19 protein-coding genes are annotated in these 19,584 nt (G+C 63.4%); 5 read left to right on the forward strand and 14 right to left on the reverse strand.

The genetic code is table 11. From position 1 onward, the window contains the following. Positions 1-228: 228 nt before the first annotated feature. The 4 genes from rsxC to metG form a co-directional block, all read right to left on the reverse strand. Positions 229-2,868 carry an electron transport complex subunit RsxC gene (rsxC, locus tag DXK50_RS08635; RefSeq protein WP_212630030.1) on the reverse strand — a complete coding sequence of 880 codons (2,640 nt, stop codon included), beginning with the start codon at positions 2,866-2,868 and terminating at the stop codon, positions 229-231. After that, positions 2,865-3,440 carry an electron transport complex subunit RsxB gene (gene rsxB, locus DXK50_RS08640; protein ID WP_012017990.1) on the reverse strand — a complete coding sequence of 192 codons (576 nt, stop codon included), beginning with the start codon at positions 3,438-3,440 and terminating at the stop codon, positions 2,865-2,867. The genes rsxC and rsxB overlap by 4 nt, the downstream gene beginning before the upstream one ends. Continuing rightward, positions 3,437-4,021: an electron transport complex subunit RsxA gene (rsxA, locus tag DXK50_RS08645; protein WP_003245591.1), complete on the reverse strand. Its 585-nt coding sequence runs from the start codon at positions 4,019-4,021 to the stop codon at positions 3,437-3,439. Before rsxA ends, rsxB begins: the two co-directional genes overlap by 4 nt. A 119-nt stretch (positions 4,022-4,140) precedes the next feature. Continuing rightward, the gene (gene metG / locus DXK50_RS08650; protein ID WP_212630031.1) at positions 4,141-6,177 is read right to left on the reverse strand and encodes a methionine--tRNA ligase; all 2,037 of its coding nucleotides are present in this window, start codon (positions 6,175-6,177) and stop codon (positions 4,141-4,143) included. Between the two features lie 184 nt (positions 6,178-6,361). Between metG and apbC the strand changes: the two genes are divergently transcribed. Beyond that, positions 6,362-7,450, forward strand: a complete 1,089-nt coding sequence (apbC, locus tag DXK50_RS08655) for an iron-sulfur cluster carrier protein ApbC (RefSeq protein WP_212630032.1) — start codon at positions 6,362-6,364, stop codon at positions 7,448-7,450. Positions 7,451-8,055: 605 nt separating this feature from the next. Here the strand turns inward: apbC and DXK50_RS08660 are convergent. Further along, positions 8,056-8,265 (reverse strand): cold-shock protein, encoded by a 210-nt coding sequence (locus DXK50_RS08660; RefSeq protein WP_013714598.1) that lies wholly within the window; start codon positions 8,263-8,265, stop codon positions 8,056-8,058. A 299-nt stretch (positions 8,266-8,564) separates the two neighbouring features. Here DXK50_RS08660 and dcd point away from each other — a divergent pair, with 299 nt between their 5' ends. After that, positions 8,565-9,131 (forward strand): dCTP deaminase, encoded by a 567-nt coding sequence (gene dcd, locus DXK50_RS08665; RefSeq protein ID WP_013714599.1) that lies wholly within the window; start codon positions 8,565-8,567, stop codon positions 9,129-9,131. 129 nt (positions 9,132-9,260) lie between these two features. Further along, entirely contained in the window at positions 9,261-9,473 is a 213-nt protein-coding gene (locus DXK50_RS08670; protein ID WP_161864422.1) for a hypothetical protein, read from the forward strand. Between the two features lie 56 nt (positions 9,474-9,529). Here the strand turns inward: DXK50_RS08670 and nadE are convergent, their stop codons facing one another. Genes nadE through DXK50_RS08685 form a run of 3 tightly spaced genes read right to left on the reverse strand, consistent with a single transcriptional unit; the run spans position 9,530 to position 12,208 of the window. After that, complete coding sequence (gene nadE, locus DXK50_RS08675; protein ID WP_212630033.1) at positions 9,530-10,357, reverse strand: ammonia-dependent NAD(+) synthetase; 828 nt, start codon at positions 10,355-10,357, stop codon at positions 9,530-9,532. A 10-nt stretch (positions 10,358-10,367) separates the two neighbouring features. Continuing rightward, complete coding sequence (pncB, locus tag DXK50_RS08680) at positions 10,368-11,567, reverse strand: nicotinate phosphoribosyltransferase (protein ID WP_212630034.1); 1,200 nt, start codon at positions 11,565-11,567, stop codon at positions 10,368-10,370. Continuing rightward, complete coding sequence (locus DXK50_RS08685) at positions 11,564-12,208, reverse strand: nicotinamidase (RefSeq protein WP_212630035.1); 645 nt, start codon at positions 12,206-12,208, stop codon at positions 11,564-11,566. The genes pncB and DXK50_RS08685 overlap by 4 nt, the downstream gene beginning before the upstream one ends. Before the next feature lie 142 nt (positions 12,209-12,350). On the opposite strand from DXK50_RS08685, the gene DXK50_RS08690 reads away from it, so the two are divergent. After that, positions 12,351-13,043 (forward strand): NUDIX domain-containing protein, encoded by a 693-nt coding sequence (locus DXK50_RS08690; protein ID WP_024307384.1) that lies wholly within the window; start codon positions 12,351-12,353, stop codon positions 13,041-13,043. A 273-nt stretch (positions 13,044-13,316) separates the two neighbouring features. Here DXK50_RS08690 and DXK50_RS08695 read toward each other — a convergent pair whose 3' ends face one another. The 4 genes from DXK50_RS08695 to DXK50_RS08710 form a co-directional block, all read right to left on the reverse strand. After that, positions 13,317-15,830 (reverse strand): penicillin acylase family protein, encoded by a 2,514-nt coding sequence (locus tag DXK50_RS08695; protein WP_212630036.1) that lies wholly within the window; start codon positions 15,828-15,830, stop codon positions 13,317-13,319. A 99-nt stretch (positions 15,831-15,929) separates the two neighbouring features. Further along, positions 15,930-16,394: a DUF2489 domain-containing protein gene (locus DXK50_RS08700; protein ID WP_024307386.1), complete on the reverse strand. Its 465-nt coding sequence runs from the start codon at positions 16,392-16,394 to the stop codon at positions 15,930-15,932. A 7-nt stretch (positions 16,395-16,401) separates the two neighbouring features. Further along, positions 16,402-16,596: an SEC-C metal-binding domain-containing protein gene (locus DXK50_RS08705; RefSeq protein ID WP_024307387.1), complete on the reverse strand. Its 195-nt coding sequence runs from the start codon at positions 16,594-16,596 to the stop codon at positions 16,402-16,404. Positions 16,597-16,613: 17 nt separating this feature from the next. Beyond that, positions 16,614-17,111 (reverse strand): LEA/WHy family protein, encoded by a 498-nt coding sequence (locus tag DXK50_RS08710; RefSeq protein WP_212630037.1) that lies wholly within the window; start codon positions 17,109-17,111, stop codon positions 16,614-16,616. A gap of 192 nt (positions 17,112-17,303) precedes the next feature. Between DXK50_RS08710 and DXK50_RS08715 the strand changes: the two genes are divergently transcribed. Beyond that, positions 17,304-17,855 (forward strand): hypothetical protein, encoded by a 552-nt coding sequence (locus DXK50_RS08715; protein ID WP_161864417.1) that lies wholly within the window; start codon positions 17,304-17,306, stop codon positions 17,853-17,855. Between the two features lie 62 nt (positions 17,856-17,917). Here DXK50_RS08715 and DXK50_RS08720 read toward each other — a convergent pair whose 3' ends face one another. Both DXK50_RS08720 and DXK50_RS08725 read right to left on the reverse strand, forming a co-directional pair. After that, positions 17,918-19,033, reverse strand: coding sequence for a hypothetical protein (locus tag DXK50_RS08720; protein ID WP_212630038.1), 1,116 nt, complete (start codon positions 19,031-19,033; stop codon positions 17,918-17,920). A 67-nt stretch (positions 19,034-19,100) separates the two neighbouring features. Further along, entirely contained in the window at positions 19,101-19,583 is a 483-nt protein-coding gene (locus DXK50_RS08725; protein ID WP_212630039.1) for a YchJ family protein, read from the reverse strand. Between the last annotated feature and the right edge of the window lies 1 nt (position 19,584).

Genomic DNA, 19,584 nt, shown 5'->3' on the forward strand with positions numbered 1-19,584 from the left:
TGTCTGTGCCGCCCGGGTGCTCCGACGCGACGGATGTCTTTTGTAGCCCGGATACAATCCGGGGCGCTGTACCGGCGTGCCGGCGTTTTCGTTCCCCCTCTCCCGTTTACGGGAGAGGGCCGGGGAGAGGGGGCGGCGTGCTGGCCCTCTCCCCAACCCCTCTGCCACAAGTGGGAGAGGGGCTTTAATCGTTGTGCTGCCTGCCCTGGAGGTAATCCGGGGCGATCGCTACGGCTGGTATTCGGCCAGCTTGCGTTCGGCTTCGGCCAGGCGTGTGCGCGCCTGTTCCAGCGCCTCGCCAGCGGCACTCTCGTCACGCTCCAGCTTGCGCAGGTCGGCGCGGGCGAAGGCCACCTCGGTCTTCAGCGCCTTGAATTTTTCGTCCACGCCGGGGCGTTCGGTGCGTACCAGCTCCGGCGCTGGCTTGCCCGAGGCCGCCTCGGCCGCATGCAGGGCTTGTTCGGCGGCGGCCAGGGCATCGCGCAGTGGCTGCAGGTCGGCGTCGTCGGTGCCGGCCTTCTCGGCCTTCTTCAGCTCGGCGCGTTTCATCGCCAGCTCGACCTTGGCCTTTTTCAAGGCGTCGTCACCGGCGGGTTTGGCGGCAGGGGCGGGTGCCTGGCTTTCCAGATCGGTCAGAACCTTCTCGGCGGCTTCCAGTTGCTGGCGCAGGCGGGCGAGTTCGGCCTGCTGCTCGTCGTCCGGGGTCTCGATCTTCTCCAGCTTGCGCAGCTGGGCCTTGAGCATGGCCGCTTCGATCTTGGCCTTCTTCAACGCTTCGTCGCCGGCCGGTTTGGCGGCGGGAGCAGGCGCCTGGCTCTCCAGATCGGCCAGGGCCTTCTCGGCGGCTTCCAGTTGCTGGCGCAGGCGGGCGATTTCGGCCTGCTGGTCGTCGTCCGGGTTCTCGATCTTTTCCAGCTTACGCAGCTGGGCCTTGAGCATGGCGGCGTCGATCTTGGCTTTCTTCAGCGCCTCGTTGCCGGCTGGCTTGGCAGCGGGGGCGGGTGTCTGCTTCTCCAGATCGGCCAGAGCCTTCTCGGCGGCTTCCAGCTGCTTGCGCAGGCGAGCGAGTTCGGCCTGCTGGTCGTCGTCCGGGTTTTCGATTTTCTCCAGCTTGCGCAACTGGGCCTTGAGCATGGCGGCTTCGATCTTGGCCTTCTTCAGCGCCTCGTCGCCGGCCGGTTTGGGCGCTGGGGCCGGGGTAGCTGCCTGTGCGTCGGCCAAGGCCTTTTGCGCGGCTTCGGCAGCGGCGCGCAGCTCGCTGACCTGCGCCTGCAGTTCGGGCGTGTCGTGGGCGGCCAGCTGTTTTTCCGCCTTCTTCAGCGCGACCTGGGCCATGCTGGCTTCGATCTTGAGTTTCTTCAGCGCCTCATCGGCCGGCGCGGCTGCCGCTACCGTCGGTGCCTCGGCCTGCGCCGCCTTGGCGCGGGCGGCCTTCTCGGCACGGGCCTTGCGCTCGGCTTCCTTCTGTTCCTCGGCGCGGCGCAGGCGTTCCTGGCGCTGTTCGAAGCGCTGCTTGGAGTGCTCGGCCTTGAGCTGCTTCTGCTCCAGCTCGCGGATCTCCGCCTTGGCCGCGCGGTAGTACTGCACCAGCGGAATGCTCGATGGGCAGACGTAGGCGCAGGCACCGCACTCGATGCAGTCGAACAGGTTGTGCGCCTTGAGCTGTTTGTGTTCCTGGCCCAAGGCGAAGAAGTGCAGTTGCTGAGGCAGCAGGCTGGCCGGGCAGGCCTCGGCGCACTCGCCACAGCGGATGCAGGGCATGGCCGGCGGTGGCGGCGGCAGTTCCACGGCGGTGCTGGCCAGCAGGCAGTTGCTGGTCTTGATCAGTGGCACCTCGAGGCTGGGCAGGGTAAAGCCCATCATCGGTCCGCCCATGATCAGGCGATTGAGTTTGCTGGTGTCCAGCCCGGCGAATTGCAGAAGCTCGCCCACCAGCGTGCCGAGCAGCGCCTCGACGTTCCCCGGGCGCGCCAGCGCCTCGCCGGTCAGGGTGGTGATGCGCGAAATCAGCGGCTTGCCCAGCATCACCGCGTCGTGAATGGCCGTACAGGTGCCGACGTTCTGGCAGAGGATGCCGATATCGGCCGGCAGCCCGCCCGAGGGGACCTCGACACCGGTGAGAATCTGAATCAGCTGCTTCTCGCCGCCGGAGGGGTACTTGGTGGGAAACACCCGCACCTGGTAGCTGCGCTCGCTGCAGGCGCCGCGCACCGCGGCGATGGCCTCGGGCTTGTTGTCCTCGATGCCGATCAGCACCTGATCGGGCTGGATCAGCTGCACCAGGATATCGATGCCGGAAACCAGCTCGCCGGCGCGCTCGCGCATCAGCAGGTCGTCGGCGGTGATATAGGGCTCGCACTCGGTGCCGTTGATGATCAGTGTGTGGATCTTCTGCGTCGGCCGCGCGGTGAGCTTCACCGCGGTGGGAAAACCGGCGCCGCCCAGGCCGCTGATACCGGCCTCGCGGATCAGCGCCAGCAGCTCGGCAGATTCCATATGCTGGTAGTCGGCATGCGGCTTCAGTTCGATCCACTCGTCCAGACCGTCGCTGTCGATGACGATGGCTGGCGCCAGCATGCCGGAGACGTGTGGGTAGGGCTGCGGGCCGATAAAGCTGACGGTGCCGGAGGTCGGGGCATGCAGCGGCGCGCTGACGAAGCCGTTGGCCTCGGCGATCTTCTCGCCCTTGCGCACCCGTTGGCCGACCACCACGCAGGGTTCGGCGACGGCACCGATATGCTGGCCGAGCGGCAACACCAGGCGTTTGGGCAGCGGCGCCTGCTGGATCAGCGTGCGGTTGGACAGCTCCTTGCGCTCGGCAGGGTGGATGCCGCCGGGTATATCCCAAATCTTTTCCTGCGCGCTCATGCCGCCTGCTCCCGGTCGCTGGCGATCAACTGGCCGGGCGCCAGCGGTTTGTCCCATTTCCAGCTTTGCACGGTGCTACCGACTTCGATCATGTCGATGCAGTCCACCGGGCAGGGTTCAACGCACAGGTCGCAGCCGGTGCATTCGCTGACGATCACCGTGTGCATCTGCCGCGCGGCGCCGACGATGGCGTCCACCGGGCAGGCCTGGATGCACTTGGTGCAGCCAATGCATTCGGCTTCGCGGATAAACGCGACCATCTGCGGCTTCTCGCCTTCCACCGCGTCCAGCGGCTCGGGTTCGACGTCCAGCAGGTCGGCCAGCGCCTGGATGGTCGCCTCGCCGCCGGGCGGGCACTTGTTGATCTTGTCGCCGCCGGCGATCGCCTCGGCGTAGGGCTTGCAGCCTGGGTAGCCACACTGGCCGCACTGGGTCTGTGGCAGCAGCGCGTTGATCTGTTCGGCGATGGGGTCGCCCTCGACCTTGAAGCGCACCGCGGCGAAACCGAGGATGGCGCCAGCGATCAGGCACAGGCCGAGCAGGGCGAGGACGGCGACGAGAACCAGGCTCATAGCTTGATCAACCCGGCAAAGCCCATGAAGGCCAGCGACATCAGACCGGCGGTAATCATACCGATGGCCGCGCCCTGGAAGGACTTCGGTACGTCGGCGATGGCGATGCGCTCGCGCATGGCGGCGAACAGCACCAGCACCAGGGAGAAGCCCAGGCCGGCGGCGAAACCGTTGACGGTGGCAGTGATGAAGGTGAATTCGGCCTTGTTGGCGTTGAGCAGGGCGACACCGAGGACGATGCAATTGGTGGTGATCAGCGGCAGGAAGATGCCCAGCACGCGATACAGCAGCGGGCTGGTCTTGTTCACCACCATCTCGGTGAACTGTACGGTCACTGCGATCACCAGAATGAAGCTGATGGTGCGCAGGAATTCCAGGTCCAGCGGTTTGAGCACGTACTGTTGCACCAGGTAGCTGCACATCGCGGCCAGGGTCAGCACGAAGGTGGTGGCCAGCGACAGGCCGATGGCAGTTTCGATCTTCTTCGACACGCCCATGAACGGGCACAGGCCGAGAAACTGCACCAGCACGAAGTTGTTGACCAGGATGGCGCTGACCATGATCAGGACGAGTTCGGTCATCGGGTTGCCGTCGAGTGCGCAAAGGCCGTAGGAAAAGGGCGCCTATTATCGGGAAGCGCGTAGATGCAAACAAGCCGGCATTGGCCGGCTTGTTCGACGCCTATAAGCCTGGCTGGCGCTTACTTGACGCGCTGACCCGGCTTGGCGCCGCTGTCCGGGCTGAGCAGGTAGATTTCCTCGCCACCGGGGCCGGCGGCCAGGACCATGCCTTCGCTGATGCCGAACTTCATCTTGCGCGGCGCCAGGTTGGCGACGTACAGGGTCAGGCGGCCTTCCAGCTTGCTCGGGTCCGGGTAGGCGGACTTGATGCCGGAGAACACGTTGCGCTTCTCGTCACCGATATCCAGCGACAGGCGCAGCAGCTTGTCGGCGCCTTCGACGAACTCGCACTTCTCGATCAGGGCGATACGCAGGTCCACGGCGGCGAAGGCGTCGAAGTTGATCTCGGCGGCCAGCGGGTCCTTGGCCAGTTCGCCATTGCCCTGCGGTTTGGGCGCTTCGGCGGCCAGATCTTCCTTGGAGGCTTCGACCATGGCTTCGATCTTCGCCGGCTCGATGCGGGTCAGCAGCGGGTTGAACGGGTTGAGCTGGTGGTTGGCCAGCGGCAGCGACAGGTCGGCCCAGGTTTGCGGCTTCACATTGAGGAAAGCTTCGGCATCGGCGGCCAGCTTCGGCAGCACGGGTTTCAACATGATCACCAGCTGGCGGAACAGGTTGATGCCCAGCGCGCAGATTTCCTGCACCTCGGCCTGCTTGCCTTCGACCTTGTTCAGGGCCCAGGGCGCCTTGTCGGCGATCCAGGCGTTGGCGCGGTCGGCCAGCGCCATGATCTCGCGCATGGCGCGGGAGAAGTCGCGCGCCTCGTAGGCCTCGGCGATGCTCGGCGCGGCGGCCTGGAAAGCGTCCCACAGCTCCGGCTCCGGGTTGGCGGCGACGAGCAGGCCATTGTTGCCCTTGTGGATGAAGCCGGCGCAGCGGCTGGCGATGTTGACCACCTTGCCGACCAGATCCGAGTTGACCTTCTGCACGAAGTCCTCGAGGTTCAGGTCCAGATCGTCCACGCCGCGGCCCAGCTTGGAGGCGTAGTAGTAGCGCAGGTATTCCGGGTTCAGGTGATCCAGATAGGTGCGCGCCTTGATGAAGGTGCCGCGCGACTTGGACATCTTCTGCCCGTTCACCGTCAGGTAGCCGTGCACGTTCACCGCGGTCGGCTTGCGGTAGCCGGCGCCTTCGAGCATCGCCGGCCAGAACAGGGCGTGGAAGTTGACGATGTCCTTGCCGATGAAGTGGTACAGCTCGGCGGTCGAATCCTTGCCCCAGAACGCGTCGAAGTCCAGCTCAGGACGGCGCGAACAAAGATTTTTAAAGCTGGCCATATAGCCGATCGGCGCGTCCAGCCAGACGTAGAAGTACTTGCCCGGCTCGTCGGGAATCTCGAAGCCGAAGTAGGGCGCATCACGGCTGATGTCCCACTCCTGCAGGCCGCTGTCCAGCCACTCGGAGAGTTTGTTGGCGACCGCTTCCTGCAGGGTACCGCTGCGGGTCCACTGCTTGAGCATGGCTTCGAAGTCGGGCAGCTTGAAGAAGAAATGCTTGGAGTCGCGCAGCTCCGGCACCGCACCGGAGATGGTCGAGCGCGGGTTCTTCAGCTCGGTCGGTTCGTAGGTGGCACCGCATTTTTCGCAGTTGTCGCCGTATTGGTCTTCGGACGCGCATTTCGGGCAGGTGCCCTTGATGAAACGGTCCGCCAGGAACATGCCCTTCTCGGGGTCGAAGTACTGGGTGACCGAGCGCGTAGTGATATGGCCGGCATCGCGCAGCTTGAGGTAGATCGCGGCGGACAGCTCGCGGTTCTCCTCGGAATGGGTCGAGTAGTAGTTGTCGAAGTCGACCAGGAAGTCCGCGAAGTCGGCACTGTGTTCGGCCTTGAGACCGGCGATCAGTTGCTCCGGCGTGATGCCTTCCTTTTCCGCGCGCAGCATTATCGCCGAGCCGTGGGCATCGTCGCCACAGACGTATACGGCCTGGTGGCCGCGCAGCTTCTGGAAGCGCACCCACATGTCGGTCTGCACGTACTCGAGCATATGGCCGATGTGGATCGACCCGTTGGCATAGGGGAGGGCGCTGGTAACGAGAATCTTGCGGGCTTCGGTCATGGTGATCGGCTGCACTGGTAAAACGAGGGAAGTCGGCAACTATAAAGCAGCGGCAGGCTGCAAGCCACAAGCTGCAAGCAAGAGCGGATGCAGGCAGGGTCCTGGTCGTCGTGAGACGCGTAGAGCTGTTCGCTGCTGTTAAGATGAACACCTTATTTTTCTGCCTGCCTTCTGGAGTTCTTACATGAATGCCGTCACCCGCGAAGCGGTCGAAGCCTGTCTGCGTCAGTTCACCGACCCCCATCTCGATCAGGACCCGGTCAGTGCCGGGTGCCTGCGCGAGGTCGACATTCAGGGTGCGCGCGTCGCCGTGCGTCTGGAACTGGGCTATGCCGCCGGCCTGTTCAAGAACGGTTGGGCGCAGATGCTGCAGATGGCGCTGGAGAATCTCGATGGCGTCGCCAGCGTCCAGGTGCAGGTCGATTGTGTGATCGACTCGCATCAGGGCCAGGCCCAGGTACCGGCACTGGCCGGGGTGAAGAACGTGATCGCCGTGGCCTCTGGCAAGGGCGGTGTGGGCAAGTCCACCACCGCGGCCAACCTGGCGCTGGCGCTGGCGCGCGAGGGGGCGCGCGTGGGCATTCTCGACGCCGATATCTATGGGCCCAGCCAGGGCATCATGTTCGGTATCGCCGAGGGGACGCGGCCGGAAGTCCGCGAACAGAAGTGGTTCGTGCCGCTCGAAGCCCATGGCGTGCAGGTGATGTCCATGGCCTTTCTCACCGACGACAACACGCCGATGGTCTGGCGCGGGCCGATGGTCAGCGGCGCGCTGCTGCAGCTGATCACCCAGACCGCCTGGAACGACCTCGATTACCTGGTGGTGGACATGCCGCCGGGTACCGGCGACATCCAGCTGACCCTGGCGCAGAAGGTGCCGGTGGCCGGCAGCGTGATCGTCACCACGCCGCAGGACCTGGCCCTGCTCGATGCCAAGAAAGGCGTGGAGATGTTCCGCAAGGTGCATATCCCGGTGCTGGGCGTGGTGGAGAACATGGCGGTGCACATCTGCTCCAATTGCGGCCATGCCGAGCACCTGTTCGGCGAGGGTGGCGGTGAGAAGCTGGCTGCGCAGTACGGCGTCGAGCTGCTGGCCTCCCTGCCGCTGTCGATGGCCATCCGCATGCAGGCCGATGACGGCAAACCGACCACCATTGCCGATCCGGAAAGCCAGATCGCCATGATCTATCAGGACCTGGCGCGCAAGGTCGGCGCGCGTATCGCCCTGGCTGGCAAGCCGTCGATGCCCAGCATCGAAATCAGCGAGGATTAAAAGCAGCCGCGCAGCGGCATCTGATGACCCTCTCCCATTTATGGGGCGAAGAGGCGCGTTTTGGAAGCATCGCTTCCTGCGCCTATGAGCGCCTGATCGCGAAGCGATCAGGCCGGGGCGCGGAGCGGGGTGCCCGAAGGGCGGGAGAGGGCAATGGACGACTGCGATGCTAATTGTCTGCCGCTTGCGGGAGACGACTGCATGGATGCAGGAGGTAGGGCGGCGCAGGAGCCAAAGCCGAGGGTGCCAGAAGGGCGGGAGAGGGCGCAGGCGGCTCGGCCCTGACTTGGCTTTTTTCAATTGCCTTGCGACGTGGGCATCCAGCGCAGCTCTACCACCCGACGCAGTTCAAGTGTCGGAGTATCGAGTTTGTAGGAGCGGCGCCCCGCCGCGAATCAGAGCGGGGCTCATTTAAAAAAACTTCGCCCCGGGGCGGGGCTCCTACGAAAAGCTGCTTTGGCAGCCGATCCCGCTTCTGTAGGAGCGGCTGGGCGGCATTCCGCTTCAGCCGCGATTTCGCGGATAAATCCGCTCCTACCAGGCGTGAAACACCCATAAAAAAGCCCCGCACTAGGCGGGGCTCTTTTCAAGCGGGGTAGTGCAGGTTAGATAACCTGAACTTCCTCAGCCTGCATGCCTTTCTGGCCACGGGTAGCCACGAAGGAAACCTGCTGGCCTTCCTTCAGGGTCTTGAAACCGTCGCTCTGGATGGCTTTGAAGTGTACGAACAGGTCGTCACCGGATTGCGGGGTGATGAAGCCGTAGCCTTTCTCATCGTTGAACCACTTGACGGTGCCAGTCTGACGATTGGACATGTGATGTCTCCTAACAAAAGTAATAACAGCCCTGGAAAAGCCCAGGCCGGGACTGAGTGCAACGAGTACTAGGAGTCGGACGATGTTTGGATCGAGATCTAGGCATCTAGTAGCGATTCGCGGTGACACATGCAGCACAGTGGGGACACCATACGTGTTTTTATCGACAAGTGCGATGCTCCGTTCAGCTTTTTTGCAAATTATCGGCACCGCCTGACGCGGCAAGCTTTGATGCATGGCTCCGGGCTCGGTAAGATGCGCTCACTTTTTTGCTACAACCCAATTCAGGACTCCTCGCCATGAGCATCAAATCGGACAAGTGGATTCGCCGCATGGCCCAGGAACACGGCATGATCGAGCCGTTCGTGGAGCGTCAGGTGCGTGGCGCCGACGCCAGTCGGGTGATTTCCTACGGTGTGTCCAGCTACGGCTACGATGTGCGCTGCGCCGATGAATTCAAGGTGTTCACCAACATCCACTCGGCCGTGGTGGACCCGAAGAATTTCGACGAGAAGAGCTTCGTCGACATCAAGAGCGACGTCTGCATCATTCCGCCGAATTCCTTTGCTCTGGCCCGCACCGTCGAGTACTTCCGTATTCCGCGTGACGTGCTGACCATTTGTCTGGGCAAGAGCACCTACGCGCGCTGCGGCATCATCGTCAACGTCACGCCGCTGGAGCCGGAGTGGGAAGGCCACGTGACCTTGGAATTCTCCAACACCACCAACCTGCCGGCGAAGATCTACGCCAACGAAGGCGTGGCGCAGATGCTGTTCCTGCAGTCCGACGAGGCCTGTGAGGTTTCCTACCGCGACCGCGGTGGCAAGTATCAGGGGCAGACCGGCGTAACCCTGCCGAAAGCCTGATCACTGATACGCGCAGCAGAAGCCGGGCGAAGCCCGGCTTTTTCATGCCGGTCTGCGCTTGGTCGGATAAGCTGAATTTACTTCTGAGCTGGGGCTCCACCTGTAACAGCCCACAGTCAGGAGAAACTCATGCCTTTGATCGACCTCAATGCGGGAGGCATCCCCGGCCAACCCGAACCCGATATTCCCGATCAGCCAGGTAAACCCTTACCTCCCCAGGAGCCGGGCGAGCCGACGTTGCCGGATCAGCCGCCACCCGCGCCGGTGGCCCAGTGTCGGCCTCGGGAGGTTTTCGAGCGCTGTGCATCACCGGCGGAGCGCATTGCCGGCGAGTGGCATTGAACAGGTATGCAGATGAAGAAGCCGGGCAATGCCCGGCTTCTTTTGGCCTGCACAGATCAGGGCGCCAGCGGTAGTTCACGCTTGTGACGCGAGGCGTCATAGGTGCGCACTATGGTGGCGTAGGCTTCGTCGCTGACCTTCTGGCCGTGCAGGAAGGCGTCGATCTCGGCATAGCTCACGCCATGGGCCTCCTCGTCCGGCTTGCCGGGGCGCAGCTCCTCCAGGTCGGCGGTCGGGGTCTTCTGCACCAGATGCTCGGGCGCGCCCAGTTGCGCTGCGATGGCGCGCACCTGGTGTTTCACCAGGCCCGACAGCGGGGCGAGGTCGCAGGCGCCGTCACCGAATTTGGTGAAGAAGCCCATCACCGCCTCGGCGGCATGGTCGGTGCCGATCACCAGGCCGTTGCTGGCATTGGCGATGGTGAACTGGGCGACCATGCGAATGCGCGCCTTGACATTGCCGACCACGAAGTCGCGACGGGCGTCGCTCAGCTGCTGCAGATGGCTCACCTGCTGGGCCAGGCCATTGACGCTGTCGGCAATGTTGACGGTGCTGACCTCATCGGCGCCGATGAAGTCCAGCGAGGCCTGGGCGTCGTGCTCGTCATGCTGAGTGTTGTGCGGCAGGCGCACGGCAATGAAGCGATAGCCGGCGTCGCCGGTCTCGGCACGCAGTTCTTCGACCGAAAGCTGAGCCAGACGCCCGGCCGTGGTCGAGTCCACGCCACCGCTGATGCCCAGCACCAGCACCTTGAGGCCGGACTGCTTGAGGGTGTTCTTGATGAAGGTCTTGCGCCTTTCGATTTCGGCGCTCAGCGCAGCGTCGTCGGCGAATGGCGGTACCACGTCGAGGGCGGCGGCGATTTCGGCTTGGCGGTTGCTCATGTCTGGTTCCTCACTGGTTCACGCGAAATACGTGTTTCAGGTAATGGACGAAGTTCTCGTCGCGGCACTGGGTCTTGCCGGGGGTATCGGAGATCTTCGCTACCGGTTGACCGTTGCAGGCGATCATCTTGATCACGATGTTCATCGGCTCTACGCCGGGGATGTCGCAGGTCAGGTTGGTTCCGACCCCGAAGCTTACGTGGATTCGCCCGGAAAGTGCACGGTAGAGCCGCAGCGACTTGGGCAGGTCGAGTCCGTCGGAGAACACCAGGGTCTTGCTCATCGGATCGATGCCCAGTTTCTCGTAGTGGGCGATGGCCTTTTCCGCCCACACCAGCGGGTCGCCGGAGTCGTGGCGCAGGCCGTCGAACAGCTTGGCGAAGTACAGATCGAAGTCGGCCAGGAAGGCGTCCATGGTAATGCAGTCGGTCAGGGCGATGCCGAGCAGGCCACGGTATTCGCGCACCCAGCAGTCGAGCGCGGCGATCTGGCTGTCGATCAGCCTTGGGCCGAGCTGCTGGTGCGCCATCAGCCACTCGTGGGCCATGGTGCCGATGGGCTTGAGGTCGAATTCTCTGGCCAGGTGCATATTGCTGGTACCGACGAAGCGCCCGGGGAAATCGCGCTTGAGGATATGCACCGCCTGTTCCTGCACGCGGTAGGAGAAGCGCCGGCGGGTACCGAAGTCGGCAAGCTGAAAACCTGCCAGTTCGCTTGGCGAAGCCTCGGCCTTGAGCCAGTCGAGCTTCTCGTACAGGCGCTCGGCGGCCTGCTCCAGCAGCACCTCGCGGTAGCGATAGCGGTTGCGCACCTCGCTGACGATGGCCAGCAGCGGCACCTCGAAGAGGATCACATGCAACCAGGGGCCGCGCAGGCGGATGTTCAACTGACCGTCTTCGATGCTGGTGTGCACATAGCGCAGGTTGAAGCGGAACAGGCTGAGGAAGCGAATGAAGTCCGGCTTGATGAACGGGATGCTTTCGAGGAACGCGAGCTGATCGACGCTCAGGCTGAGTTCGCTCAGGCGTTCGATCTGGTAGCGAATCTCGGCCAGGTAAGGCGTCAGATCCTCGCTGCTGCGGCAGCGGAACTCCCATTCCACCTCGGCGTTGGGGTAGTTGTGCAGCACCGCCTGCATCATGGTCAGCTTGTAGAAATCGGTATCCAGCAGGTTCTGCACGGTGCGTTCGGCGAAGATGCTCTCGCTCATCGCAGGTTCTCCTTGGCTATGACGCTGTCCAGCTGTTCCAGGCTGGCGGCAAGTGTGATGTCATGCTCGCTCATGGCGATGCAGGCGGTTTCGGCAGTTTCGCTGGCGATGGCTCGGCAGGCCGGCAGATACACGATCACCTCGAAGCCGGCGCGGCGCAGTTGCAGAGCGGTGGTCCTGACGCAGTAGTCCAGCGCCAGACCGCCGACCAATATAAGGTCGACGCCATTTTGCCGAAGAAATTCGATCACGCCCGTGCTGCGCTTCTCGGCCAGGTCGTGGTAGCAGGCGCCGTAAGGATGCAGGTCGGGTTCCACGCCCTTCCACACGAAGTAGTCGTAGTCCAGCGGCGCTGGCAGGCCGTCGAGCAGTTCGAAGCCGGGGGTGCCGGGCACGCAGTGGCTGACCCAGGTCAGGTCGGCATTGGCCAGCGGCAGCGCTTGCAGCATCTGCGCGTGGTCCGGCACCACCCAGGCGGCTTGCGGGCTGTGGGCATCCTTGCTGCCGACGCGTAGCTGAGCGCGTGCTGCCAGCTGGTTCAGTGCCGGGACGATGGCGTCTCCCTCGGGTACTGGTAGCTCATTGGGACAAAGCGGCGTGAAGCCTTTCTGGGCATCGACGTCGAAGCTGGCGATCTTCATGGTGCGCCTCCTTCCTGCGCTGGGGTGACTACATATTTCATCTGATGAAATATGTAGTCAAGCGTTTTTACCAATTCTTGCGTGAAAGAAGGCGAATTATTGGTCAAGATGAAATAAGTCCATGGCGGAGGCGAATGACAGGATGAGTGCAGTGGAAGTACTGGCCGGGGTGGATATCGTCGCCCTGCGCCTGAGCGAAGAGGGGACGTTGCAGGTGCTGCTGCTGCGTCGCCAGCGCGAACCCTACATGGGGCAGTGGGCGCTGCCGGGCGTGCTGGTCAATGGTCGTTGCGCCGATGCCAGCCTGGATGCCGCCGCCGCTCGTGCCCTGGCGGACAAGGCGCGTCTGCAACCGCAGTATCTGGAACAGGTGACAACGGTGGGCAACGGCGTGCGTGATCCGCGTGGTTGGTCGCTGAGCACCTGTTACCTGGCGCTGCTGGCGCCTGACGTCGCGCCGCAGGATGAGAATCTGCAGTTCGTCGAGTTGGCCGCTGTCATTTCCGGGCAGCAGGCGTTGCCATTCGACCATACGCAACTGGTGCGTCTGGCGGCCGAGCGTCTGCGGGGCAAGTCGGTTTACAGTTCGCTGCCGCTGTATCTGCTGGCTGCGCGCTTTACCGTGACCGAAGCGCTGGCGGCGTTCCAGGCTTGCCTGGGCGAGCCGGTGCAGCACACCACCTTGCGTGGACGGCTGGAACGGATGAAGACCCAGGGCTGGATCGGCGAGACCGGCGAGAAGAACTACCCGAAGATGGGACGGCCACAAAATTTGCTGGAGCATCGCCCCCTGGCGACCGAAGTGTTCGTCTTCGACCGCAACTTGCTGGCCTAGGATCACTCCTCAGCAGCTATGTTTATGGGCGATCTGAAAATATTGCAGGCAAAAAAATAGGCGCCGGAGGCGCCAGGGGAGCATTTCAATCGATGCACAGGTTCTGAACCAGCGGCGGTGAGAAAGTTCAGCCAGTGATGTAGAAGTGCCATCTTTTTTCTGCGGGCAAAAGAAAAGGCGCCAGAGGCGCCTTAAACGATGATCTATGGAGTAAGTCGATTACTCAGAGCCGGGCGCTGTGGAAATGGTTCAGCGCAACCCGACGAACGGTCATCATTTGGCCGGCATTAGCAGCAGGCGCTGGTTGCCGTAGACCTTGTCCAGATTTTCCGACTTGAACGGGAAGCTCATGTAGCCGCCCTTGAGCCATGCGTCGATGCCGTCGGCATAGTGCGAGCTGGCCGGATTGCCGGACTGGCCCGAGCTGTTGACGCCGATCAGCGGCTCGTCGGCGGCGAAATCCACCACGATGCGCATGGCCGGGACCAGGAAGGTATTGAAATCCTGGCCCCAGGCGTAGGCCGAAACGTTCAGCGTGCTGTGATCACCGCCAGCCGGATAGGGGCCGCGATCCAGATAACCTTTCAAGGCATTGATGCTGGTGCGCTGGCTGGCGCTCATGTAGGGCGCCATGCGCGTGGTATCGGTCACCCACTCGTAGGTGTGCAGCTTGCCCCATTGCCAGTTGCGCCGCTCCGTGCCGAGGCGGCTCTCCAACAGCTCGATGCTGGCGGCCAGGCTGCGGGCGAGGATGGTCGGCTTGTCTTCCTGTTCGGGGGTGCGGACGTCGTTCCAGAACGGACTGTCGGCGCGGCCGAGCAGATGGTCGGCCTGCGCCGAGTAGGAAGTGTTGGCGGTTTGCAGCAGCGCCTGCCAGGCGGGGCTGCTTTCCGGACCGAGTTCGTCGAGGAAGATCTGTCGCGCGCTTTCATGCAGGAAGGCGCCGTAGATGGCGGCATCGGCGGAACTGGCGGCGAGCTTGCCATCGAAGGCGAGCAGGCGTTTCAGGGCTTCATCGGCACGCTCGCGCTGACCAGCCGGCAGCGCCGCGATGGCCTGGCGCAGCGAGTCGTGCATGGCCGGGTCGCTGAACATGGCCTGCAGCTTGGCGACGAAGGGCGAGGTCTGGTCGTATTGCATGGCGATCATGCTGCGTCCGTCGTGCCGGCCGTTGCCGGCCAGTTCGGCGATGCGCTCGGCACGTTCCGGGTAGTACCAGGAACTCGACAGCTGCATGCCGTAGCCCGGCGGTACGCTGCGCTCGTTGGCAGTGCCCAGCCAGCCTTGCGGTGGGTCCTGATCGTAGGGATGCAGCATAGGGTCGGCGAAGCCGTCCCAGGCGTAGCGCTCGTCCCAGCCGGGGGAAGGCAGCAGGCCGCGGCCTTCACGGCGATTGGGGTAGCGACCGGTGACCTGCCAGCCGATGTGCTGGGCGTCGGCGAAGACGATGTTCAGCGGCATGGCGCGGATCTCGCGCGCCGCCTCGAAGGCTTCGTCCACCGACTGCGCACGGGACAGGTCGAAGAACGCGTCGAGGCTCTGGTCACGCTCGAACTGCGTGGTTTTCAGCGCCAGGCCATAACCGCTCTGCAACGGCAGAGGTTGCAGCATATGTTTGCGCTCGCCGAGCACCGAGTTGAGCAGCGGGCCGTTGCGGGTCTCGTACAGCGTCTCGCGGACCGGCCGCTGGCCCTTGATGAAGAAGGTTTCCTGACGTTCGGCGACCGGCAGCCACTTGCCGTCGGCCTGATACATCAGGCGGCTGCCTTCGCGGCGAATGCGTTCGAGATAGATGTCCTGGTTGTCACCCATGACCATGGTCATGCCCCAGGCCAGCTTGCCGTTGTAGCCGGCGACCACGGCTGGCACGCCCGCGAGGGAAACGCCAGCGGCCTGGTACTTGGGCGAGCGGATCTGCACGAAATTCCACAGCGAAGGCATGCTCAGCGGCAGGTGGGTGTCGTTGGCCAACAGGCTCTTGCCGCCGCGGGTGCGTTGCGGCGCGATGGCCCAGTTGTTCGAGGCGGCGACGCCGAGCATGTGCTGCTCGGCGATCTGCGCTGCGGTGCGGGAGATGGACTGCAGGCCCGGCAACTGGCCCTTCAGGTCGAGGCCGGCGAGCTTTTCCGCCTCAGCGAAGGGCAGCGGCTCGTCCGGGTAGATCGGCAGCAGCCAGGGCAGCTTGTCGGCGCCCACCTGCTGGGCCATGGTCAGCGCGGCGATCTCTTCCTGCAGGTTCACTGCCAGGCCGAAATTCAGCAGGCAGAACAGCAGCACCGAATCCTCGGGCTTCCAGTACTCGGGGCGGTAGCCGGATTCGGCCAGGTCCATCGGCAGGCGATCACGGTAGCGGAACATGTAGGCGTTGACACCGCGTGCATAAACCTCGAAGAAACGTTTCAGACGCGGCGAGGCATCGGCGTAGAGAATTTCCGCATTCTTTTTCAGATTCACCGCGCGCATGAAGCGGTCCATTTCCAACACGCCGGGGCCGGCCATTTCAGCCAGGCGGCCCTGGGCCAGGAGGCGCATGCCGACCATCTGGCTGAGACGGTCACCGGCATGCACATAACCCAGAGCGAACAGCGCGTCGTGGAAGGTACCCGACTCGATCAGCGGCATGCCAAGGGCGTTGCGCCGCACCGATGCGCTCTCGGCCACGCCCTGAATGCGTTCGACGCCGCGGGTGGGCGTTACGCTGTCGGCATAACGGCTGTTGAGCAGGGACTGGCAGCCGGCAAGACCGGTCAGGGAAGCAGCGAGAGTCAGGCAGGCCAGCGCGCGCATGGCGAATTTCCTTGGTTTGCGAACAGACGAGACCAGTCGCGCAGCAACCGGCCACAAAGGCGCCAAGGTAATAAGGCCATCGTGGCCTGGCAAGAGGGCTCAGGCGATTGCCCGAGACCCTTTCAGTCCTTCGTCCAGCAACCAGCGTGCGGCAATGCGCGCGGCCGCCTTGTGCTGCAGTTCCAGCTCGTTGAAACGCTTTTCGAAGCGGCGTCTCTCGGCCTTGTCCAACGCTTTCCAGGCCGCATGGGTGGGCACGTCGGCGGTGGCTTCGAAGAGCACGTGGAACACTTGGCAGCGGCTGTCATTGCTCAGGCTGCTGTCGTAGTTGTCGAGCAGCACCTTGATGCGGATGGCGCCCTCGATCAGCGGCAGTTGCTCGTCGAGCAGGCTGCTGGCGAGGATGTTCAGATCGCCACCGATGCGCTGCCGGCGCTCCTGTTGCGCTTCGTCGCGGGCGCGCTGGTTGGCCCATACGCGGCGCCACAGGTGCCACGCATAGGCCGCCAGCGCTGCGATCAGCAGCAGACCGGTCAGTAGCAGGATGAGGGTCAGAGCATCCATGCGCGGCTCAGGCGCCGTGGCACTTCTTGAATTTCTTCTGGCTGCCGCAAGGGCATGGGTCGTTGCGGCCGACATCCTTCAGCGCGTTGCGAACCGGCTCCTGATGGCCGTGGTTGCAGTGCGGGCCGTGTACATGGCCGTGATCGTGATGATCGTGGTCATGGTTGCAGTCGGGGCCGTGGATGTGAGGTTCGTTGCTCATGGTGTGACTCATGCAGGTTATTCGGGAATGTAATCGCCGGGAATTATCTCTCCATTGCGCGCTATGTGCACGCTGCGGCCGAACAACATGCCGGTTTTCACTTCGCCCTTGAGGCTGTAGCGAATCGGTACGTCGGGTTTTTCCAGAGCCTTGACGATCTGCCGCACGTGGCGCCAGAGGTTGGTGCGTACCGGCACGTCGAAGGTGTGGTGACCGTGGGCGGGCACGGTGAACCACTCGTTGGAGTAACCTTCTGCCAGTTGGATGCCATTGAGGTGAACGTTGTAGTTCAGCCCGCGCACCGGCAGGCTGACGCCATTGGGATTGTCGATTCGAAAGCGCAGGCTGAACTCCTGTTCGAGCAGCCTGGCCTTGATTACATCAACTTTGATGAGTTGGACGTCCGGGTCCTTGAAGCCACCTGTCATCCAGGTGGAGCATCCTGTCAGGCCGGACAGCAGGCCGAAAAACATCAATAGGCTGATAATTCTTATCATTTGCGCCTGAGAAAACATTTCACACCCCCATTGCGGCCCAGTGTAACAAGCAAGCGCTTGGCTGCAACGGGTGAACAGGCATTATTTTCAAGACGATAGCGGTGGCGTGTGGCGCAGTGGGTAATCGCGATGGCATGGATGAGAAGTCTGCAGTGTCAGGGCAAAGGAACCTGCGCCATACTGAGCGGCGAATAGGACAGGAGTGTGACCATGAGTCGCTACGAGATCGCCTTCTCCGGGCAACTGGTGCAGGGGGCGCAGCCGGAGTTGGTCAAGGCCAATCTGGCCAAGCTGTTTCAGGCCGATGCTCAACGTATCGCCCAGTTGTTCTCCGGACGCCGCATCGTGATCAAGAACAACCTCGATGCTGCTGCCGCGGAGAAATACCGCACGACCCTCGAGCGGGCCGGTGCTCGTGTCGAGGTGGTCGACATGGACATGCTGGTCGAAGAAGTCGAACTCGCACCGCCGCCAGCCGAGCCTGCGCCTGTTCCGGCCGCTGTTCCTGCTGCGCCCAGATCGGCGCGTTTGCAGGTCGCACCGCGTGATGAATACATGGCGGCGTTCAGTGATGTGGATGCACCGGATTTCGGTATCGCTCCGGTAGGCAGCGATCTTCAGGACGCCAGGCCTGACCCCAAAGCACCGCAGGTCGACCTGTCGCAATTCAGCCTCGCGCCGGTAGGCAGCGACATGGGCCAGGCCAAGCCTGCGGCCCCAGCACCCGCACCGGATACTTCGCACCTGAAACTGCAGGAATGACCGTCTGATGGGTAACGCCGTGAGCTGCGCTGGCAGCCACGGCATTTTTGCGTCGAGCGCGGCTAGCTCGCCTTGCACTTGGCCTGCGCCTGCTCTGGTTTGAGCTTGCGCACGCTGGTGAAGAACAGCTCGCAGGTTTGCGGTTTCTCCGTCACCTGCCATTTCCGGGTACAGCTATTGAGCAGCTGCTGCGCATCGCGCGTTGGTTGCTGGCCCATGCCGGCCTGCCAGCAGGCCGCGCTGAGATCCTGCCCCATGACCCTGATCCCTGCCGCGTTGGCGGCCTCCTCGCTGCCCTTGTTGTTTGCCGGGTCGGCGGCGTACCAGATATAGCTGGGATGATTGGCGCCGAGTACCGAGACCTGCCGGCCGGCCCCTGCGTCGATCTGGCCGAGCCCGAGCACCGGCAGGTTTACCCCGTATTGCTGCTTGATCCAGCTGCGCACCGGGCTGCCGAAGGCGACCATCGGCAGGCTGGCGTCGTTCGGGGCAGCGCTGAGTTCATCGACCATGCGTCGTTGGTAGTCGTTGAAGTAACCGTATACGCCTTCCAGGGTGCTGCCGGCACTGGCCGGGGCGGCAATGGGGGCGATGTCGACGATGGTCTGGTAGGCCGGCGTCTGCTCGGGGGCGACGCCGTTGTAGCTGAGCAGGGCGGCCCAGCGGTCGGTGGTGCTCGAACGCAGATAGTCCTGAGCCTGGGTCAGTGAGTAGTCCGGTGGGAAGTGCAGCAGTTCGATGCTCTTGCGGTTCTCCAATGCCATGCCCAGTGGCAGGAAGAAGTACCAGTTGTACTGCCATTTGCCGTCACGATTGAGTTGACTGGCGCCCTGATAGGCCAGCTCGCCGGCATCGAGCAGTTGCAGCAGGGGCTTGCCGTACTCGGCTGGTGTGCCCGCGAAGTGGGCTTGCACGCGCTCGCCGTTGCGCGTGACGCGAACGCTGGCCTGCGGGTAGCCATCGCGCGTGAGGCTTTGCTGCAGGTAGTGTTCCACCGTCTGCTCCAGCGTCCAGTCGCGGTAGCAGATCACGCTGCAGTTGTTCGGATAGGCGAACAGACGGCTGACGCGCTGGCTGTCGCCCAGATCCAGCGTTTGCCCTTGCGGCCCGCCGGGATGGTTGGCGCAGCCAAAGAGCAGGCCGGCCAGGATGAGCGCGATACCACTTTTCTTGTGCATGGCTTTCTCCTTGTCGAGCGTCCTCGCGGGACGATTCAACTCAAGCAGAAAGCGCGATTAACGCCAATCAACCGTTCAGATAAGGCGCGCAGCACTTCTTGAACTTCTGGCCGCCCTGACAGGGGCAAGGGTCATTGCGTCCGGCCTTCAGCGGCACTGTCGGGTCGAGGAAGTACCAGCGTCCCTCCACCTGAACGAAAGCGGAGCATTCGCGGTGACGATGTTCGCCATGCTCGTCATGCCAGTGGGCCACGAAGGCGACCTGTGCATGTTCGGGCTTGCCGCCGAATACCTCACTGGCCTCCACTTCCAGGCCGAGCCAGGTGCTTTGCGCGCTCCACGCGGCCATGGCCTCATGATCGAGCGCCTGCTGCTGAATGGGCAGGGTAGTGGCCACCAGATAGTCCACCAGGCCCAGCACATAGGCGCTGTAGCGCGAGCGCATCAGCAGCTCCGCACTGGGGGCATGGGTACCTGCATGATAGTGGCCGCAGCACTGGCTAAGCGGATTGCCACTGCCGCAGGGGCAATTGGGATCGAGTGGGTTCATC

This window comes from Pseudomonas sp. KB-10 (assembly GCF_018221585.1).
GTDB classification, from domain to species: domain Bacteria; phylum Pseudomonadota; class Gammaproteobacteria; order Pseudomonadales; family Pseudomonadaceae; genus Aquipseudomonas; species Aquipseudomonas yangonensis.

Excerpts from the sequence above, each read along its gene's own strand:
- DXK50_RS08705 (WP_024307387.1), bottom strand. The coding sequence starts at position 16,596 with ATGAGCAACGAACCTCACATCCACGGCCCCGACTGCAACCATGACCAC.
- DXK50_RS08690 (WP_024307384.1), top strand. The coding sequence starts at position 12,351 with ATGAGTGCAGTGGAAGTACTGGCCGGGGTGGATATCGTCGCCCTGCGC.
- metG (WP_212630031.1), bottom strand. The coding sequence starts at position 6,177 with ATGACCGAAGCCCGCAAGATTCTCGTTACCAGCGCCCTCCCCTATGCC.
- rsxB (WP_012017990.1), bottom strand. The coding sequence starts at position 3,440 with ATGAGCCTGGTTCTCGTCGCCGTCCTCGCCCTGCTCGGCCTGTGCCTG.
- DXK50_RS08725 (WP_212630039.1), bottom strand. The coding sequence starts at position 19,583 with ATGAACCCACTCGATCCCAATTGCCCCTGCGGCAGTGGCAATCCGCTT.
- nadE (WP_212630033.1), bottom strand. The coding sequence starts at position 10,357 with ATGAGCAACCGCCAAGCCGAAATCGCCGCCGCCCTCGACGTGGTACCG.
- pncB (WP_212630034.1), bottom strand. The coding sequence starts at position 11,567 with ATGAGCGAGAGCATCTTCGCCGAACGCACCGTGCAGAACCTGCTGGAT.
- rsxA (WP_003245591.1), bottom strand. The coding sequence starts at position 4,021 with ATGACCGAACTCGTCCTGATCATGGTCAGCGCCATCCTGGTCAACAAC.
- rsxC (WP_212630030.1), bottom strand. The coding sequence starts at position 2,868 with ATGAGCGCGCAGGAAAAGATTTGGGATATACCCGGCGGCATCCACCCT.
- dcd (WP_013714599.1), top strand. The coding sequence starts at position 8,565 with ATGAGCATCAAATCGGACAAGTGGATTCGCCGCATGGCCCAGGAACAC.
- DXK50_RS08685 (WP_212630035.1), bottom strand. The coding sequence starts at position 12,208 with ATGAAGATCGCCAGCTTCGACGTCGATGCCCAGAAAGGCTTCACGCCG.
- DXK50_RS08720 (WP_212630038.1), bottom strand. The coding sequence starts at position 19,033 with ATGCACAAGAAAAGTGGTATCGCGCTCATCCTGGCCGGCCTGCTCTTT.
- DXK50_RS08700 (WP_024307386.1), bottom strand. The coding sequence starts at position 16,394 with ATGGATGCTCTGACCCTCATCCTGCTACTGACCGGTCTGCTGCTGATC.
- DXK50_RS08670 (WP_161864422.1), top strand. The coding sequence starts at position 9,261 with ATGCCTTTGATCGACCTCAATGCGGGAGGCATCCCCGGCCAACCCGAA.
- DXK50_RS08695 (WP_212630036.1), bottom strand. The coding sequence starts at position 15,830 with ATGCGCGCGCTGGCCTGCCTGACTCTCGCTGCTTCCCTGACCGGTCTT.
- DXK50_RS08710 (WP_212630037.1), bottom strand. The coding sequence starts at position 17,111 with ATGTTTTCTCAGGCGCAAATGATAAGAATTATCAGCCTATTGATGTTT.
- DXK50_RS08715 (WP_161864417.1), top strand. The coding sequence starts at position 17,304 with ATGAGTCGCTACGAGATCGCCTTCTCCGGGCAACTGGTGCAGGGGGCG.
- DXK50_RS08660 (WP_013714598.1), bottom strand. The coding sequence starts at position 8,265 with ATGTCCAATCGTCAGACTGGCACCGTCAAGTGGTTCAACGATGAGAAA.
- apbC (WP_212630032.1), top strand. The coding sequence starts at position 6,362 with ATGAATGCCGTCACCCGCGAAGCGGTCGAAGCCTGTCTGCGTCAGTTC.